Source organism: Arthrobacter sp. Cza30, assembly GCF_059090765.1.
In genome coordinates this window covers 64,175-81,866 of sequence record NZ_JBNHGA010000013.1, presented here as the reverse complement: position 1 = coordinate 81,866, position 17,692 = coordinate 64,175, and the positions used below count along the sequence as shown (strand labels likewise).

At 68.4% G+C, this 17,692-nt stretch carries 11 protein-coding genes and 1 tRNA gene; 3 read left to right on the top strand and 9 right to left on the bottom strand.

All coding sequences use genetic code 11. The annotated features are described in order from the left end of the window. Positions 1-122: 122 nt before the first annotated feature. Positions 123-2,606, top strand: coding sequence for a GcvT family protein (locus tag AC5RVZ_RS30720; protein ID WP_494069389.1), 2,484 nt, complete (start codon positions 123-125; stop codon positions 2,604-2,606). Between the two features lie 63 nt (positions 2,607-2,669). Here the strand turns inward: AC5RVZ_RS30720 and AC5RVZ_RS30715 are convergent, their stop codons facing one another. From AC5RVZ_RS30715 to pcrA, 5 genes are all read right to left on the bottom strand, one after another. After that, on the bottom strand, positions 2,670-3,725 hold the full coding sequence (locus AC5RVZ_RS30715) for a zinc-dependent alcohol dehydrogenase family protein (RefSeq protein ID WP_494069388.1): 1,056 nt from the start codon (positions 3,723-3,725) through the stop codon (positions 2,670-2,672). 119 nt (positions 3,726-3,844) lie between these two features. Continuing rightward, on the bottom strand, positions 3,845-4,765 hold the full coding sequence (gene sucD, locus AC5RVZ_RS30710) for a succinate--CoA ligase subunit alpha (RefSeq protein ID WP_494069387.1): 921 nt from the start codon (positions 4,763-4,765) through the stop codon (positions 3,845-3,847). Between the two features lie 18 nt (positions 4,766-4,783). Continuing rightward, positions 4,784-5,947, bottom strand: a complete 1,164-nt coding sequence (gene sucC, locus AC5RVZ_RS30705) for an ADP-forming succinate--CoA ligase subunit beta (protein ID WP_494001753.1) — start codon at positions 5,945-5,947, stop codon at positions 4,784-4,786. 216 nt (positions 5,948-6,163) lie between these two features. Beyond that, positions 6,164-7,210 carry a mechanosensitive ion channel family protein gene (locus tag AC5RVZ_RS30700; protein WP_494069386.1) on the bottom strand — a complete coding sequence of 349 codons (1,047 nt, stop codon included), beginning with the start codon at positions 7,208-7,210 and terminating at the stop codon, positions 6,164-6,166. A gap of 76 nt (positions 7,211-7,286) precedes the next feature. Next, positions 7,287-9,683: a DNA helicase PcrA gene (gene pcrA / locus AC5RVZ_RS30695; RefSeq protein ID WP_494069385.1), complete on the bottom strand. Its 2,397-nt coding sequence runs from the start codon at positions 9,681-9,683 to the stop codon at positions 7,287-7,289. Between the two features lie 96 nt (positions 9,684-9,779). On the opposite strand from pcrA, the gene AC5RVZ_RS30690 reads away from it, so the two are divergent. Next, entirely contained in the window at positions 9,780-10,436 is a 657-nt protein-coding gene (locus AC5RVZ_RS30690; protein WP_494069384.1) for a hypothetical protein, read from the top strand. Between the two features lie 17 nt (positions 10,437-10,453). Then, positions 10,454-10,526: transfer RNA gene (locus AC5RVZ_RS30685), tRNA-Arg, on the top strand. Between the two features lie 443 nt (positions 10,527-10,969). On the opposite strand, the gene AC5RVZ_RS30680 is transcribed toward AC5RVZ_RS30685, so the two are convergent. The 4 genes from AC5RVZ_RS30680 to fdhD all read right to left on the bottom strand — a co-directional run bounded on the left by AC5RVZ_RS30680 (position 10,970) and on the right by fdhD (position 17,609). After that, complete coding sequence (locus tag AC5RVZ_RS30680; RefSeq protein ID WP_494069383.1) at positions 10,970-12,199, bottom strand: ROK family transcriptional regulator; 1,230 nt, start codon at positions 12,197-12,199, stop codon at positions 10,970-10,972. A gap of 114 nt (positions 12,200-12,313) precedes the next feature. Beyond that, on the bottom strand, positions 12,314-14,194 hold the full coding sequence (locus tag AC5RVZ_RS30675; protein WP_494069382.1) for an ABC transporter ATP-binding protein: 1,881 nt from the start codon (positions 14,192-14,194) through the stop codon (positions 12,314-12,316). 169 nt (positions 14,195-14,363) lie between these two features. Then, entirely contained in the window at positions 14,364-16,673 is a 2,310-nt protein-coding gene (locus tag AC5RVZ_RS30670) for an FdhF/YdeP family oxidoreductase (RefSeq protein WP_494069381.1), read from the bottom strand. Between the two features lie 51 nt (positions 16,674-16,724). Continuing rightward, positions 16,725-17,609: a formate dehydrogenase accessory sulfurtransferase FdhD gene (fdhD, locus tag AC5RVZ_RS30665; RefSeq protein ID WP_494069380.1), complete on the bottom strand. Its 885-nt coding sequence runs from the start codon at positions 17,607-17,609 to the stop codon at positions 16,725-16,727. Positions 17,610-17,692: the final 83 nt, after the last annotated feature.

Sequence of the window (17,692 nt, the reverse complement as noted above, 5' to 3'; positions counted from 1 at the left end):
GCCGCCCGGCGGGTGGCCCGGGCAACCGGGCCACCCGCCGCACCCACAACGCATGGCCCACATTTACAACGCATGGCCCCGCATCTCTTGCCCCGCCCTGCTACCTGAAGGAGCATTACCGCATGAGCACTTCCCCGCGCATCGTCATCATAGGAGCAGGGATCGTCGGCGCCAATCTGGCGGACGAACTGGCCGCCCGCGGCCGGACGAACGTCACCGTCCTGGAGCAGGGCCCGCTGCATCTGGCCGGCGGGTCGAGTTCGCACGCACCCGGGCTGGTATTCCAAACCAATCCGTCCAAGACCATGACCGAATTCGCCCGCTACACCGTGGGCAAAATGCGCTCGCTCACGGCCGACGGCACCTCCTGCTTTAACCAGGTGGGCGGGCTGGAGGTGGCCACCACGCCCGCCCGGTTCGAAGAGCTCAAGCGCAGGGCCGGCTTCGCCGCCTCCTGGGGCGTGGAGGCCCGGCTGATCGATCCGGACGAATGCGAAAAGCACCATCCGCTGCTGCCGGCCGGCAACGTGCTCGGCGGCCTGCACATTCCCTCCGACGGGCTGGCCCTCGCGGCCCGCGCCGTCCGGCTGCTGATCGCCCGCGCCTCCGCCGCCGGCGTCGAGTTCCGCGGTTCCACCACCGTGACGGGCATTGAGCACGACGGCGGACGGGTCACCGCGGTGGAGACCGACACCGGGAGGGTGCCCGCCGACGTCGTGGTCTGCTGTGCCGGGTTCTGGGGGCCAAAGATCGGCGCCATGGTCGGCATGACGGTGCCGCTGCTTCCGCTGGCGCACCAGTACGTCAAGACCTCGGCTCTGCCGGCGCTGGCCGGCCGAAACGAACTGCCCAACGGCGCGCGGCTGCCGATCCTGCGCCACCAGGACGAGGATCTGTACTTCCGCGAGCACGGCGACCGGCTGGGCATCGGTTCCTACGCGCACCGGCCCATGCCGGTGGACCTGGACGGGCTGCCGGCTGTCGCGCCGGCGGACGTCTCCGACGACCGCATGCCGTCACGGCTGGACTTCACACCGGCGGACTTCGAACCGTCCTGGCGGGAAAGCCAGCGGCTGCTGCCGGCACTCCGAGGCGCGGGCATCACCGACGGCTTCAACGGCGTCTTTTCCTTCACCCCCGACGGCGGCCCGGTGATCGGGGAGTCCCCGGACGTCGCCGGCTTCTACCTGGCCGAAGCCGTCTGGGTCACCCATTCGGCGGGTGTGGCCAAGGCAGTGGCAGAGCTGCTGGTGGACGGGCGGTCGCAGACGGACCTGCACGAATGCGATGTGCGCCGGTTCGAAGACGTCCAGCTGGCCCCGGAATACATCAGCGAGACGTCGCAGCAGAACTTCGTGGAGATCTACGACGTGCTGCACCCGCTGCAACCGCGCGAATCCCCGCGGAACCTGCGCACCAGCCCCTTCTTCGGCCGCCAGCAAGAGCTCGGCGCGGTCTTCCTGGAATCCGGCGGCTGGGAGCGCCCGCACTGGTACGAGGCCAACGCGGCGCTGCTGGCGGCGCTGCCGCAGGACTGGCGGGAACCGGAGCGGGACGCCTGGGCCGCCCGCTACCACTCCCCCATCGCCGCCGCTGAAGCGTGGAAGACGCGCACCGCCGTCGCCATGTACGACATGACGCCGCTGAAGCGGGTGGAGGTGTCCGGCCCGGGAGCCCTGGCCCTGCTGCAGCGGCTGGGCACCGGGCAGCTGAACAAGAAACCCGGGGCGGTGACTTACTGCCTGTTGCTGGATTCCGGCGGCGGCATCCGCAGCGACATCACGGTGGCGCGGCTGGGGCCGGAGCAGTTCCAGGCCGGTATCAACAACAACGCCGACTACGAGTACCTGCGCGGCGAGGCGGCCGCGCAATCGCAGGCCGACCCGGCCCAGTGGGTCCGGGTCGGGGACCTCACCGCCGGCACCTGCTGCATCGGGCTCTGGGGCCCCCTGGCACGCGGCGTGATGGCCAAGGTCAGCAGCGACGACTTCAGCAACGACTCGCTCAAGTACTTCCGCACGGCCCAGGTCCGCATTGCCGGCCTCTCCGTCACCGCGATGCGGCTCTCCTACGTGGGCGAGCTGGGCTGGGAACTGTACACCACAGCCGATCAGGGGCTCAGGCTCTGGGACGCGCTGTTCGACGCCGGGCAGGAGCACGGGATCATCGCCGCCGGCCGGGCCGCGTTCAACAGCCTGCGGCTGGAAAAGGGCTACCGGCTCTGGGGCACCGACATGACCACCGAGCACACGCCGGAGGAGGCGGGCCTCGGGTTCGCGGTCAAGGCCGACAAGGGCGGGTTTGTCGGCGCCGCCGCGCTGGCCGCCGCGGGCGCTCCGGCCCGCCGGCTGCGCTGCCTGACCATCGACGACGGCCGGTCGCTGGTGCTGGGCAAGGAGCCGGTGTACGTGGACGACGTCCCGTCCGGCTACGTCACCAGCGCGGCCTTCGGCTACACGGTGGGCCGGCCGGTGGCGTACGCGTGGCTCCCTGCGGACATCGCGGAGGGAGACGGCGTCGAGATCGAATACTTCGGCCGCCGCATCCCGGCCACCGTCGCCGCCGAGCCGCTGGTCGACCCCGGCATGGAACGCCTGCGCGGCTGACCGTCGGCGCCGACGGGGCGCCTGCGCGGCCGCCCGTCCGCACCGACGGGAAGACCGCCGCGGCTAGGGCCGCAGCAGCACCTTGATGGCGCGGCGTTCGTCCATGGCCCGGTAGGCTTCCGCGGCGTCGGCGAGGGGCATGACCGCGTCGAAGACCTTGCCGGGGTTGATCTTCCCGGACAAGACGTCCTCGAGGAGTTCCGGAAGGTATTCGCGGGTGGGCGCGGCGCCGCCGGCGACGGAAATGTTCTTCGAGAACAGCACGCCGATGGGCAGTTCGGCGCCGCCGGCGGGGACACCTACGAACCCGACGGAACCGCCGGGCCTGGTGCAGCGCAACGCCTGGTCCATCGACTCCGCCGTGCCCACGCATTCGAGCACGGAGTCGGCCAGCACGCCGCCGAGCAGCCCCTTGACCTTCTCGGCGGCGGCCTTCCCGCGTTCCGCCACCACGTCGGTCGCCCCGAATTCGCGGGCCAGTGCCGCCCGGTCGTCGTAGCGGGACATCGCGATGATCCGCTCGGCGCCCAGCCGCCGGGCTGCCAGCACTCCGCACAGCCCGACGGCGCCGTCGCCCACGACGACGACGGTGCGTCCCGGGCCGACCTTGGCGCTGATGGCAGCGTGGTGTCCCGTCCCCATCACGTCGGAGAGCGTGAGCAGGCTCTTCGCCAGTTCCTCTGCCGGTTCGGTCACGCCGGGCACCGCAACCAACGTGGCGTCCGCGTGGGGCACCCGCACGGCTTCGCCCTGCCCGCCGTCCACCGGCAGGCCGTGCTCGTCCCGGCCTCCCCAGCTGGCCCGGCGTTCGCAGGAGGTTTGCACGCCGTTGCGGCAGGGCGGGCACTCGCCGCAGCTGATGGCCCACGGGGCGATGACGAAGTCGCCGGCGGACAGCGTCCGCACCGCGTCGCCGGTGGCCTCGACCACGCCGATGAGTTCGTGGCCGATGGGATGCGGCCTGCCGGGCTCGCGGATGCCGCGGTAGGGCCACAGATCGGAGCCGCAGACGCAGGTGGCGCTCACGCGCACGATCGCGTCGGTGGGGGCAAGGATTTCCGGGTCGGGGCGTTCCTCGACCCGGATGTCGCCCGGTCCGTGGATGATGGCAGCGCGCATAAAACCTCCTGTGCAGTGGTGGTGCTTTTCCAGCCTAACCGGGCCGCCGCGGCAGCCGGGAACGGGCGAAGCCCGCCACCTTGCGCAGGTGGCGGGCTTCGGTGCCGTAGGCGAAGGGCCTAGAGGTTGGACGGTTCCTCGTGGTCCGGGTAGACCTCGCGCAGCAGGTGCGCGGTCTCGGACGGGGTCTTGCCGACCTTCACGCCCGCGGCCTCGAGGGCCTCCTTCTTGGCCTGGGCCGTGCCGGAGGAGCCGGAGACGATGGCGCCGGCGTGGCCCATGGTCTTGCCCTCGGGCGCGGTGAAGCCGGCCACGTAGCCGACGACCGGCTTGGTGACGTTGGCCTTGATGTACTCGGCGGCACGCTCCTCGGCGTCGCCGCCGATTTCGCCGATCATCACGATCGCCTTGGTTTCCGGATCGGCCTCGAACGCGGCCAGGGCGTCGATGTGGGTGGTGCCGATGACCGGGTCGCCGCCGATGCCGATGGCGGTGGAGAAGCCGAGGTCGCGCAGCTCGTACATCATCTGGTAGGTCAGCGTGCCGGACTTGGAGACCAGGCCCACTCCGCCCTTGCCGGTGATGTTCGCCGGGGTGATGCCCACCAGCGACTCGCCGGGCGTGATGATGCCCGGGCAGTTCGGGCCGATGATGCGGGTGATCTGGTTGCCGTCGGAGTCCTTCTTGGACTGTGCCAGCGCCCAGAACTCGGCGGAGTCCTGCACCGGCACGCCCTCGGTGATGACCACGACCAGGCCGATTTCGGCCTCGATGGCCTCGACCACGGCGTCCTTGGTGAAGGCCGGCGGGACGAAGACGATGGAGACGTCGGCGCCGGTCTCGGTGACGGCTTCCTTGACGGTGCCGAAGACCGGCAGGGTCTTCTCGCCGTGGGTGACGGTGGTGCCGGCCTTGCGCGCGTTCACACCGCCCACGATGTTGGTGCCGGCGTGCAGCATGCGTGCCGTGTGCTTGGAGCCTTCGCCACCGGTGATGCCCTGGACGATGACCTTCGAGTCCTTGTTGATGAAGATAGACATGTTTTAGTTCCTCGGTCCTTAGGCGTTGGCCAGCTCGGCGGCCTTGTCGGCGCCCTGGTCCATGGTCAGGGCCAGGGTGACCAGCGGGTGGTTGGCGTTGAGCAGGATCTGCCGGCCTTCGTCGACATTGTTGCCGTCGAGGCGTACAACCAGCGGCTTGCTGGCCTTCTCGCCCAGGATTTCCAGGGCCTTGACGATGCCGTTTGCCACGGCGTCGCAGGCGGTGATGCCACCGAAGACGTTCACGAACACGCTCTTGACCTGCTCGTCGTTGAGGATGACGTCCAGGCCGGCGGCCATGACCTCGGCCGAGGCGCCGCCGCCGATGTCCAGGAAGTTGGCGGGCTTGACGTTGCCGTGCTTCTCGCCGGCGTAGGCGACGACGTCCAGGGTGGACATGACCAGGCCTGCGCCGTTGCCGATGATGCCGACCTGTCCGTCGAGCTTGACGTAGTTCAGGTCCAGTTCCTTGGCCTTGGCCTCGAGCGGATCCGCGGCGTCCTTGTCCTCGAGCTCCTCGTGGCCGGGCTGGCGGAAGGAGGCGTTCTCGTCCAGCGAGACCTTGCCGTCCAGGGCGACGATGTCGCCGGCGCCGGTCTTGACCAGCGGGTTGACCTCCACCAGGGTGGCGTCTTCCTTGATGAACACGTCCCAGAGCTTGACGATGACCTCGGCGACCTTCGGGCGAAGGTCTTCGGCGAAGCCAGCCTCGGCGACGATCTCGTCGGCCTTGGCCTGGTCGATGCCCACGGCCGGGTCGATGGCAACCTTGGCCAGGGCGTCCGGGCGCTCCACGGCCAGCTGCTCGATCTCCATGCCGCCCTCCACCGAGCACATGGCCAGGTAGTTGCGGTTGGCGCGGTCCAGCAGCACGGAGAAGTAGTACTCCTCGGCGATGTCGGCGCCCTGCGCGATCATGACCTTCTTGACCGTGTGGCCCTTGATGTCCATGCCGAGGATGTTGGAGGCGTATTCGTATGCCTCGTCGGGGGTCTTGGCGACCTTGACGCCACCGGCCTTGCCGCGGCCTCCGACCTTCACCTGAGCCTTGACGACAACTACGCCGCCAATTTTCTCAGCAGCTGCCTTGGCTTCTTCTGGGGTGTACGCAACGATTCCAGCCAGCACGGGTACTCCGTGTGCCTCGAAGAGATCGCGCGCCTGGTATTCATACAGGTCCACGGGTTGTGTCCTTCTACGTCGAAGTCGTTTCTGACTCGGAGCGGCGTCCGCGGTTGGCCGTGGCGGTGACCACGGACGGTGAGCGGATGCCTGCAGTGCTCCATGGGGAACTCTAGCCCCTTTGGCCTCGGGCGCCGGTCCCAGAGTACCGCTTTAGTGGCCAAGGGCACACTTCTACGACTTGTAGAACTGTGCGGGTTTGAGGTATCGGCGCGGTCACCGCTTGCCGCTGCCTTCGCGAGGAACGACGGCGGCCTCCCCGCCCTGGGCGGCGGTGTCCCCGTCCTGGGCGGTGGTTCCCCCGCCCTGCGCTGCGGCTGCTGCCGGTGCGCTGCCCCTGATCACGGTCTGGTTCAGCAACGGAATGCGCAGGCCTTCCTCGGCCAACGCTTCCTTCAGGCGGGCCCGCATCTTGCGCGCGATTGCCCACTGTTCCAACGGCTTCGTGCGGATGGCCAGCCGGATCACCACGGATTCGCCGGTCAGTGCTTCCACACCCCAGACCTCCGGATCGTCCAAAATCAGCCTGCGGTTGTCCTCGTCCCTGCGCAGTTCCATGGCGGTCTTGAGGATCAACTCGGAGACCTTCTCCACATCGGAGTCGTACGGCACCGGGATGTCCAGCACGGCCCGCGCCCAGCCCTGCGAGGAGTTACCCACCCGCAGGATCTCCCCGTTGCGAACGTGCCACAGCGTGCCGTCCACGGCGCGCACCTGGGTGACCCGCAGACCGACCGACTCCACGGTGCCGGAGGCCTCGCCCAAGTCGACCACGTCGCCGATGCCGTACTGGTCTTCGGCCACCATGAACAGCCCGGACAGGTAGTCCTTGACCAGGGTCTGTGCGCCGAAGCCGATGGCGACGCCGGCAATACCGGCACTGGCCAGTACCGGGCCAAGGTTGAATTCCAGCTCCGTGAGCACCATCAGGACGGTGAGGGTGGCCAGCACGATGGTGGTGATCGAACGCAGCACCGATCCGATCGTCTTCGAGCGCTGGGCCCGGCGAACCGCAGCGATCGGCGAGTCCTGAATCAGCCAGTAGCGCGGGTCTTTCGTGTTCTTGGGCGCCGCAGGGTCGAATTTGTCCAGCTTGGCGGTCTCGCCGTCGGCGATCTTTCCGGTGACGCGTTTGATCACCATCCGCAGCACAATGTTCAGCAGGAATCCACCCAGCAGGATCAGCGAAACGCGCAGCGGCTTGTCAAGCCAAAAATCGGGGGTAGCCAGCCGTTCCAAAGTCCTAATGTCCACGTGGTCCATGGATAAGAACGGTAAGCGCCCCGTCATGCCGCTGCCAAATGCGCCGTCGCAAACGTGGCGCATCTCCCAGCGGGGGTCAGCCCATCTTGGTCAGCGGCGCATAGCGCAGCAGCAGCCGCTTCTCGCCGGCATCGAATTTCACCTTGGCCACCGTCTTGTCGCCGGCTCCTTCGAGGCCCAGGACCGTCCCGTTGCCGAAGCTCGCGTGGTTGACCTTGTCGCCGATGGACAGCGCGATGACTTCCTTCTGCGGCTGCACCCGTCCGGCCCGGGTCTTGGCGCTGGTGATCGACGGCGCCGATCCCCGCATGTTGCTGATGTCCTGGCTGCCCGACGTCCCGGCGCCCCAGTGCGATCCCGAGTAGCGGCTGGAGCCGAAGCTGCCCGCGGAGGCAAAGGTCGGGCGGGCCGTGCCTTCGCGTTTCCAGTCGATGAGTTCGGCCGGCACCTCTTCGATGAACTGGCTGGCCGGATTAAACTGGCTCTGGCCCCACATGCTGCGCGACTCGGACCGGGTCAGGTACAGCCGCTGGCGGGCGCGGGTCAGGCCCACGTAGGCCAACCGGCGCTCTTCGGCCAGCTCCGTCGGGTCGGTCATGGAGCGCTGGTGCGGGAAGATTCCGTGTTCCATGCCGGTGAGGAAGACCACCGGAAACTCCAGGCCCTTGGCGGTGTGCAGCGTCATCAGCGTCACCACGCCCTGGTCCTGGGCCAGCCGCGCCGCCTCGCTGTCCGGGGCGTCGGGCACCTGGTCCGCGTCGGCCACCAGCGCCACCTGTTCCAGGAATTCGGACAGCGACCCTTCCGGGTTGTCCCGTTCGTATTCGCGCACCACGGCCACGAGTTCGGCCAGGTTTTCCACGCGGGATTCATCCTGCGGGTCGCTGCTCTGGCGCAGCATCGCCAGATAGCCGGTCTGCTCCAGCACGGCCTCCAGCGCTGCTGCCGCGCCGGATCCGGCGGCCACCTCGGCCAGGTCGTCGATGAGCTTCACGAAGCCGGCGACCGCGTTCACCGACCGGGTGGCCATGCCGGGTGCCTCCTCGGCGCGGCGCAGCGCGTCCATGAACGAGATCCGGTCCCGTTCCGCCAGCGCCGCGACGGCGTATTCGGCACGGTCGCCGATCCCGCGCTTCGGTTCGTTGAGGATGCGGCGCAGGTTCACGACGTCGTCCGGGTTGGCCAGGACCCGCAGGTAGGCCAGCGCGTCCTTGATTTCCTTGCGTTCGTAGAAGCGGGTGCCGCCGACTACCTTGTAGGGCAGCCCCACCCGGACCAGCAGGTCCTCGATGGAACGGGACTGGGCGTTGGTCCGGTAGAAGATGGCGATGTCGCCGGGGCGGATCCCCTCGGAGTCCTGCAGCCGGTCGATCTCGCCGGTGATGAAGCGGGCCTCGTCGTGCTCGTTCTCGCCCACGTAGCCGATGATCTTTTCGCCGTCGCCCTCGGCGGTCCAGAGCCGCTTGGCCGGGCGGTCCGGGTTTCGCGAGATTACCGAGTTGGCCGCGGTGAGGATCGTCTGGGTCGACCGGTAGTTCTGTTCCAGCAGGATGGTGCGCGCGCTGGCGTAGTCCTTCTCGAAATCGACGATGTTGCGCACGTCGGCCCCGCGGAAGGCGTAGATGGACTGGTCGGAGTCGCCCACCACCGTCAGCTCGCCGGCCGGCACCGACCCGTCCTCGGACTCCCGGGTCAGCTCGCGCACCAGCCGGTACTGGGCATGGTTGGTGTCCTGGTATTCGTCCACCAGCACGTGGCGGAACCGCCGGCGGTAAGAGTCGGCAATAGCCGGGAACGCCTGGAAAATGAATACAACCTGCGCGATCAGGTCGTCGAAGTCCATGGCGTTGGCCTGGCGCATCCGCTGGGTGTACCCGGTGTAGACCGAGGCCACCGCCTGCTCGAACGGATCCGAATAGTTGGCGCTGGAGGCGAAGGACTCGTCGTCGATCAGTTCATTCTTCAGCGCCGAGATCTTGTGCTGGATGGACTTGGGCGGGAAGCGCTTCGGGTCCAGGTCCAGCCCCTTGGCCACCTGGCTGACCATCCGCAGCGTGTCGGCGGAATCGTAAATGGAGAAGTTCGAGTTCAGTCCCACGTGCTTGGCCTCGCGGCGCAGGATCTTCACGCAGGATGAGTGGAACGTGGAAATCCACATCCGCTTGGCCGGGTCCCCCACCAGCGACTCGATCCGCTCCCGCATCTCCGCGGCGGCCTTGTTCGTGAAGGTGATGGCGAGGATCTCTCCCGGCCGTGCGCGGCGTGTCGCCAGCAGGTACGCGATGCGGTGGCTGAGCACCCGTGTCTTGCCGGATCCGGCACCGGCGACGATCAGCAGCGGGGAGCCGGCATGCTTGACCGCCTCTTCCTGCTGCGGGTTCAGCCCCGAGAGCAGCTCTTCGGCTCCGGGCACATGCGGAGCGGGCGGAGAGGCAACATGCGGGTCGAACGCCGGGTCGGTGAGGAAATCCATGGTGCCCTAAGTCTATTAGCCACCACCGACACTGCGGGACGCCGGCGGCGACTTCCGCCAACGGCCGACGCAGGAGTGCCCCGGCATAATAGTTGTATGTCCAAAACCCCAGCACAGCGCGCGAAGAAACACGGTGCGGCGGCGGCCCCAGCCCCCGGCAGCAGTGCCGTCGCGAGGCCTGCCGTTCCCGGCGGCACCCGGTCTCCCCAGCGCGCTGCCGGCAACGCGAACCTGATCATCATCGCCGGGGCCGCTGCCTCGGCCTTTCTGTTCGGCTACTCGTTCCTGCTGGTGATGCCGCAGTTCTCCCAGCTGACCGGGGGGCTGGCCATGCCGGACACGCTCATCGGCGGATACTCCACCGAGTACGTCCAGCAGGTGCGCACCGCGTTCGGCGAAGACGGTGCCGGGCAATACAACTACTGGCACAAAACCGCCGACACCATCTTCCCGCTGCTGTTCGGCTTCACCTGGCTGATCCTGCTGGGGCAGCAAATCCGCCGCCTCGGCTGGCGCTGGCTCGCCTGGGCCGTCGTCGTGCTTTACGTGGCAGCGGATCTGGGGGAAAACCTCGCCGTCGACGCCGTGCTGGCCACGGACCCGGTCGGCGAGGCGTCACTGGCGAGCTTCCTCACTGTCGCCAAGTCCGTCCTGTTCGGGCTGAGCCTGGTCGCCGCCGTCGTCGCGGTCTTCACACGTAAACCCCGGCCGGCAGAAGGCTCGGCCGCCGCACCGGCGGGCGGCGCCGTTTAAGCTAAGCTTTTGGCGTTGCCCCCGTAGCTCAGGGGATAGAGCACCGCTCTCCTAAAGCGGGTGTCGGCAGTTCGAATCTGCCCGGGGGCACTTCACTGCCGGCCCTGCCGGCGAAATGCCAGGCAAACGTGCGGGCGGCGTGCCCGGACACGTGCAGGCGCCCGTTAACTGGGGCAGCCGACCGCCGCCTGTGCAACCCCCCACGGAAGCACAGACGGTAGCCGGCTGTAGTGCCTTCCACCAAAGCGGCCAGGAATTCCTGTCAGCTGGGACCGCTGGTTCCGGGTCTTCCCGTTCGCCGGAGCCAGCAGCGTCTTCCCGCCACCTGTTGGCCGACGGCCGAGCCGTTCCCCTGAAGCACGTAAGCCGCTGAAGGGACCGTTCATTTCCCAAAGCGTGAGTACTTCAGGCACTGCCGTCACCCTATATCTAAATCGATTGGATTTAATAAAGCAACTCGTGAGCCCTTGTGGCGGCGGGCGCGAGTAGATCGCCGGCGTCATTGTGCGAAGCGGCCCCTGCCCGCGTCCCGGCTAGCCGCCCAGGATCAGCCCGCTGGCCTTGGGCGAGAGAGCGTCATCCAACACCAAGCAGGCGCCGCCGATGGCCCCCACCTCGAAGCCCAGCGGGGACGAAACCACGTCAACCTCGTGGATCGCCCGCGAGACGAACCGCTTGTTGATCTCCTCCCGCAGGATGGGCAGCGCGAGCTCGTCGAGGCCATCCCACAGCGGGCCGCCAAAGATGACCCGGTCCACGTCCAGGATATTGGCCACCTGCCCCACGGTCCCGCCCAGCAACCGGGCGGCCCGGCCGATGATCGCCGCGGCCGCCGGCTCACCCTCGCTGGCCAGGCGGCAGAGCGTGACGATCCTTTCCGTGGCCTGGTGCCGGTCCCCCAGCTCGGCGTCGGCCGGGAAGACGCCGGCCTCCACGGCCTGCCGGAACAGCGTGCCGAAGTTCAGCGCCATGCCCACGCAGGTGCGTTTTCCGCAGTCACACAGCGGGACCTCCGCCTCCACCGGAAAATGACCGATCTCGCCGATGTTGCTGGAGGCACCGCGCAGCACCTGTCCGTCGAGCACGATGCCGGCGCCCAGGCCCGTGCCCAGGTAAACGAACACGAAGTTCTCCGGCTCCCGCCGTTCGCTGGCCCACAGTTCCGCCACCGCCGCGGCCGTCGTGTCCTTGTCCATCAGCACCGGCAGGCCGGTCAGGTCGTGCAGGGGTTCGCGCAGCGGCACCGACGTCCACTCGCGCATCATCGGCGGATCCACCACCATCCCTTCGGCGGCGTCGATCGGCCCGGGCGCGGCCAGTCCGATGCCCAGGATGCGGTGGCGTTCGATCCCGGAAGCGGCGATGAGCGCCTCCGTGGCCGCGGCCATGACGGCGGCCATCCCGTCCGGCTGGCCGGCGGCGGGGACATCATGCCGGGCGCGCGCCACCACCTCGCCGTCGAGGTTTAGCATCACCAGGGTCATGACCACGGGGTCGAGGTGGATGCCGATGGCCAGCCGGCTGGAAAGTTCCAGCTGCAGAACGGTGCGCGGCTTGCCGGGACCGCTGACCATCTTGCGGTCCTCTCGCACCAGGCCTTCATCCACCAGCCGGCGCACCACGTTGGAGATGGTCTGCGGGGACAGCCCGGTGCTCTCCACCAGTTCCACCCGGGCGATTCCCCCGCGGGCACGCCGAATGGCGTTAAGGATCACGGCCTGGTTGTAGCCGCCCAGGCGGCCCAAGTTGGTTCCGCGCTGCATCGCACCCGCTTTCCACTCATTCGACGTGTGGGACCCAGAGCAACTCTAGTCATTGAGCGGGCGGACCACACCCGCCACGCGGCCACCCTCCCGGCGCGGCCCGGACCGCCGCCCTCAGGCCAAACCGGCCACCCGGGTGTCGCTGAGGAACTGGGTCCGGTACAGCTCGGCGTAGCGGCCCTCCAAAGCCAGCAGCTCGGCGTGCGTGCCCTGCTCCGCAATCCGGCCGCCCTCAATGACCAGGATACGGTCGGCGGAGCGCACGGTGGACAGCCGGTGGGCAATGACGACGGCGGTGCGCCCCTCGAGTGCCTCGCTGAGCGCCGCCTGCACGGCGGCTTCGTTGGTGGAGTCCAAGGCCGCCGTCGCCTCGTCCAGGATCACAACCCGGGGATGGCCCAGCAGCAGGCGGGCGATGGTCATCCGCTGCCGTTCGCCGCCGGAGAGCCGGTAGCCGCGCTCCCCCACCATGGTGTCCAGGCCGTCCGGCAGGGAGCGGATCAGGTCCTGCAGCCGGGCGCGGCGCAGCACGTCCCAGATCTCGTCGTCGCTGGCCTCCGGCCGGGCCAGCAGCAGGTTGGAGCGGATGGTCTCGTGGAACAGGTGCCCGTCCTGCGTCACCATGCCGATGGTTCCGCGCAGCGCCTCGAAGCTCAGGTCACGGACATCGGTGCCCGAAAGCTCGACGGAACCGGAGTCCACGTCGTACAGGCGGGCCAACAGCTGGGCCATTGTGGACTTTCCGGCCCCCGAGGAGCCCACCAGCGCCACCGTCTGGCCCGGCTCCACCCGGAAGCTGATCCCGTGCAGCACCTCCTCGCCGCCGCGGGCGTCGAGGGTCGCCACCTCCTCCAGCGAGGCCAGCGACACCTTGTCCGCGGACGGGTAGGCGAACCGCACGTCCTTGAACTCCACAGACACCGGGCCCGGCGGCACGGCAGCGGCGTCGTCCTTTTCGGTGATCAGGGGCTTCAGGTCCAGCACCTCGAAGACGCGCTCGAAGCTGACCAGCGCACTGGAGATCTCCACCCGGGCGTTGGCCAGGGCCGTCAGCGGCGCGTACAGGCGGGTGAGCAGGAGAGCCAGCGTCACCACCTCGCCCGGATCCAGCTGGCCGATGATGGCGTAGAAACCGCCGAGCCCGTAGACCAGGGCCAGGGCCAGCGCGGACACCAGGGTGAGCGCCGTGACGAACACCCACTGCATCACCGCCGTCTTGATGCCGATGTCGCGCACGCGCTGGGCCCGGAGCTTGAACTCGCGGGACTCGTCGGCGGGCCGGCCGAACAGCTTGACCAGCGTGGCCCCGGGCGCGGAGAACCGTTCGGTCATCTGCGTGCTCATGGCGGCGTTGTGGTTGGCGGTTTCCCGGCGCAGTTCGGCGAGCCGGCTGCCCATCCGGCGGGCCGGCAGCAGGAACACCGGCAGCAGCAGCAGCGCCAGCAGGGTGACCTGCCAGGAGGTGTTCAGCATGACGATCAGCGTGAGGATCAGCGCCACGAGGTTGCTCACCACCCCGGAGAGCGTTCCGGCAAAGGCCCGCTGCGCCCCGATGACGTCGTTGTTCAGCCGGCTGACCAGCGCGCCGGTGCGGGTGCGCATGAAGAAGGCGATCGGCATCTTCTGGACGTGGTCGAACACGGCGGTGCGCAGGTCCAGGATGATGTCCTCGCCCAGCCCGGAGGAAATCCACCGGGTCACCATGCTGAGCCCGGCGTCGGCGATGGCCACCAGGGCGATGACGACGGCGAGCCAGATCACTACCTCGACGTCGGTTTTGGCCACGATCGCGTCCACCACCCGGCCGGCGAGAACCGGCGTGGCGACGGCCAGCGTGGCGGTCACCACCGAGAGCAGCACAAAGACCGCAATCTTGCCCTTGTAGGGCGCGGCGAACGCAAAGGTCCGGCGGACAGTCTCCCGCGAAAAGGACTTCTGCTCCTTCGAATGCGAAAGCCGGTACAGCGAACTCCAGGCTGCCCCTTCCATGGACATGATGGCTCCTAACGGCTGATGGTGCTACTGCCACCCTAGAACCATTCCGAGCGCCCTGGTGTTCCTGCCGGCGGCCATGCGGCCGGAAGCTGTCCGGAATTGCGTGGCAGGGCAGGCGAAAGGCGCCGGCCTGACGAGTGCAGGACCGGCGCCTTTCGCCACCCCGGCGTCAGCTGAGCTGCTTCTCCTCGTGCGGAACGAAGCGGACCGTCATCGCCTTGAAGCCCGGAGTGTTGGACTCCCGTGCCACCAGGTCCCGGTGGACCAGCGCGTTGGCCTCCGGGAAGTAGGCGGCCGCGCAGCCCCGCGCCGTCGGGTAGGACACCAGGCGGAACTCGTCCGCGCGGCGCTCGGTGCCCTTGAACGTGCTGATCACGTCCACCAGGTCGCGGTCGGCGAAGCCCAGTTCGGCCAGGTCGTCGGGGTGCACCAGGATAACCCGCCGCCCGTTGGAGATGCCCCGGTAGCGGTCGTCCAGGCCGTAGAACGTGGTGTTGTACTGGTCGTGGCTGCGCATGGTCTGCAGGATCAGGTGTCCCTCGGGCGCCTCCAGGTACTCCAGCGGGCTGACCGTAAACCGCGCCTTGCCGATGTCGGTGGCGAAGGACCGCGTGTCGCGCGGCGGGTTCGGCAGCACGAAGCCGCTCTTGTTCCGGATCCGCGTGTTGAAGTCCTCGAAGCCCGGCAGCACGCGGGAGATGTGGTCCCGGATCACGTCGTAGTCCTCGGCCATCGCCCGCCAGTCCACCGGGTGGTCGTCGCCGAAGGTGGCCTGGGCCATCCGCGCGATGATCACCGGTTCGGCCAGCAGGTGCTCGCTGACCGGCTCCAGCCGGCCCTGCGTGGACCGGACGACGGACATGGAGTCTTCCACCGAGAGGAACTGGGCGCCCTTCGGATGCTTGTCGTCCCGGTCGGTGCGGCCCAGCGTCGGCAGGATCAGCGACGTCTTCCCGTGCACCACGTGGGAGCGGTTGGGTTTGGTGGAGACATGCACGGTCAGGCCGGCCTTCTTCATCCCGCTCTCGAGCAGCTCGGTCTCCGAGTTCGCCAGCGCGAAGTTGCCGCCCATGGAGACGAAGACGTCGACCTTGTCCTCGTGGAAGCGGTCGATCGCCTCGGTGGAATCGACGCCGTGCTCGCGCGGCGAGGTGATGCCGAACTCCTTGTCCAGCGCCGCCAGCATCCACTCCTTGGGCTTTTCCCAGATGCCCATGGTGCGGTCGCCCTGGACGTTGGAGTGGCCGCGGACCGGGCAGGCGCCCGCGCCGGGCTTGCCGAAGTTGCCCTGGAGCAGCAGCAGGTTCACGATCTCGCGCAGGGTATCGACCGAGTGCGGCTGCTGGGTCAGGCCCAGCGCCCAGCAGATGATGGTGGCCTTGGACTTGGCCAGCAGCCCGGCGACCTTGGCGATCTCCAGCCGCGACAGCCCGGTGGCCTTCTCGGTTTCGGTCCAGTCGATGTGCCGGCGGGCTTCGACGTACTCCTCGAAACCTTCGGTGTTCGCGTCGATGAACGCCTTGTCCACGACGGTGCCCGGCGCGCGGTCTTCTTCTTCGAGCAGCAGGTGTCCCAGCGCCTGGAAGAGGGCGAGGTCCCCGCCCACCTTGATCTGCAGGAATTCGTCGGCCAGCGCGGTGCCGCCGCGCAGCAGCCCGTCCACCGACTGCGGGTCCTTAAACGCCATCAGGCCGGTTTCGGGCAGCGGGTTCACCGCCACGATGGTGCCGCCGTTGTCCTTGCACTCCTTGAGCGCGGAGAGCATGCGCGGGTGGTTGGTCCCGGGGTTCTGTCCGACCACGAAGATCAGCTCCGAGTGGTGGATGTCCTCCAGCGACACGGTGCCCTTGCCGATGCCGATGGTCGGGTTCAGGGCGCTGCCGGAGGACTCGTGGCACATGTTGGAGCAGTCCGGCAGGTTGTTGGTGCCCAGCGAGCGTGCGAACAGCTGGTACATGAACGCGGTCTCGTTGGCGGTCCGGCCCGAGGTGTAGAACACGCAGCGGTCCGGCGTCGTGGCCCTGATGCGTTCGCCAATCAGGCCGAACGCGTCCGCCCAGGAGATCGGCGAATAGTGCGTCTCGCCCTCGCGGATGATGACCGGCTCGGTGATCCGGCCCTGCTGGCCCAGCCAGTACTCGGTCTTCGTGGAGAGCTCTTCGATGGAGTGGCGGGCCCAGAACTCGGGCGTGACGGTGCGCTTGGTGTTCTCCTCCGCCACGGCCTTAGCGCCGTTTTCGCAGAACTCGGCCGGCTTGCGCGGGCCGGTGATGGATTCGGGCCAGGCGCAACCCGGGCAGTCGAAACCGCCGCGCTGGTTGATCCGCAGCAGCGACCGGGCGGTGCGGGAGACGCCGGCCTGTTCGATGCCGCGCTCCAACGCAACCTTCACCGCCGGAATACCGGCGGCGACCTTCTTCGGTTCCTTGACCTTCAGGGTGCTTTCATCAATGTCATTTACGGGTGCCGGACGAGTCATGCCCCTAATGTATCCCGGCTCACACCGGTTCCCCGACTCACCCGGCGCGTCTCACACGAAATTCCCGACGGCGGCGCCCACCCGCCCCGGGTGGGCATACACGTTAATGCTGCGGCCGCGGCTGAAGCCAGCCAGCGTCAGCCCCACCTTTTCCGCCAGTTCGACGGCGAGTGAGGACGGCGCGCTCACCGCCGAGAGGACGGGGATGCCTGCGAGATAGGCCTTCTGGACCAATTCGAACGAGGCGCGCCCGGAGACCTGCAGCACCGTGTTGCGCAGCGGCAGCCGACCCTCGCGCAGCGCCCAACCCACCACCTTGTCCACCGCGTTGTGCCGGCCCACGTCTTCACGCAGGCAGAGCAGTTCGCCCGCGACGCTGAACAGCCCGGCGGCGTGGACGCCGCCGGTGCGTTCGAACACCTGCTGCTGTTCGCGCAGCCGGTCCGGCAACTGCAGCAGGATGTCCAGCGGCACGTCGCCGCCGGCACCGGTACCGTCCGGGCCCGGGGAGGCACCGCCGTCGTCATTGTGCAGCGGGAAACGGGAGCGCTTCGTCACGGCGTCGATCGAGGCGGTGCCGCAGATGCCGCACGCGCTGCTGGTGACCACCTGCCGGTCAAGCCGCGGATCCGGCAGCGCCACCCCCGGCGCCAACTGGGCCTCCACCACGTTGAAGGTCTGCCGGCCGTCCTCGTCCTCGCCGGCGCAGAAGCGCATCGAGACCAGGTGTTCGGGCGACCAGATAACGCCCTCGGAGACCAGGAAGCCGGCCACCAGGTCGAAGTCGTCGCCCGGGGTGCGCATGGTGATGGAGAACGCGCGGCCGGCCAGCCGGATCTCCAGCGGCTCTTCCACCGCCATCACGTCCTCGCGGCGGCGCGCCGGCGCATCGAGACTGAGTTTGAGCACCTTGCGGCGCTGCGTCAAGCGGCCCATGAAGTTCTCCTCTACTGCCTGTAACAAGGGTAAGGCAGCCACAGGGCTGCGCGCGGCGGGCGCGGCGGCGCATCCGCTGTGCG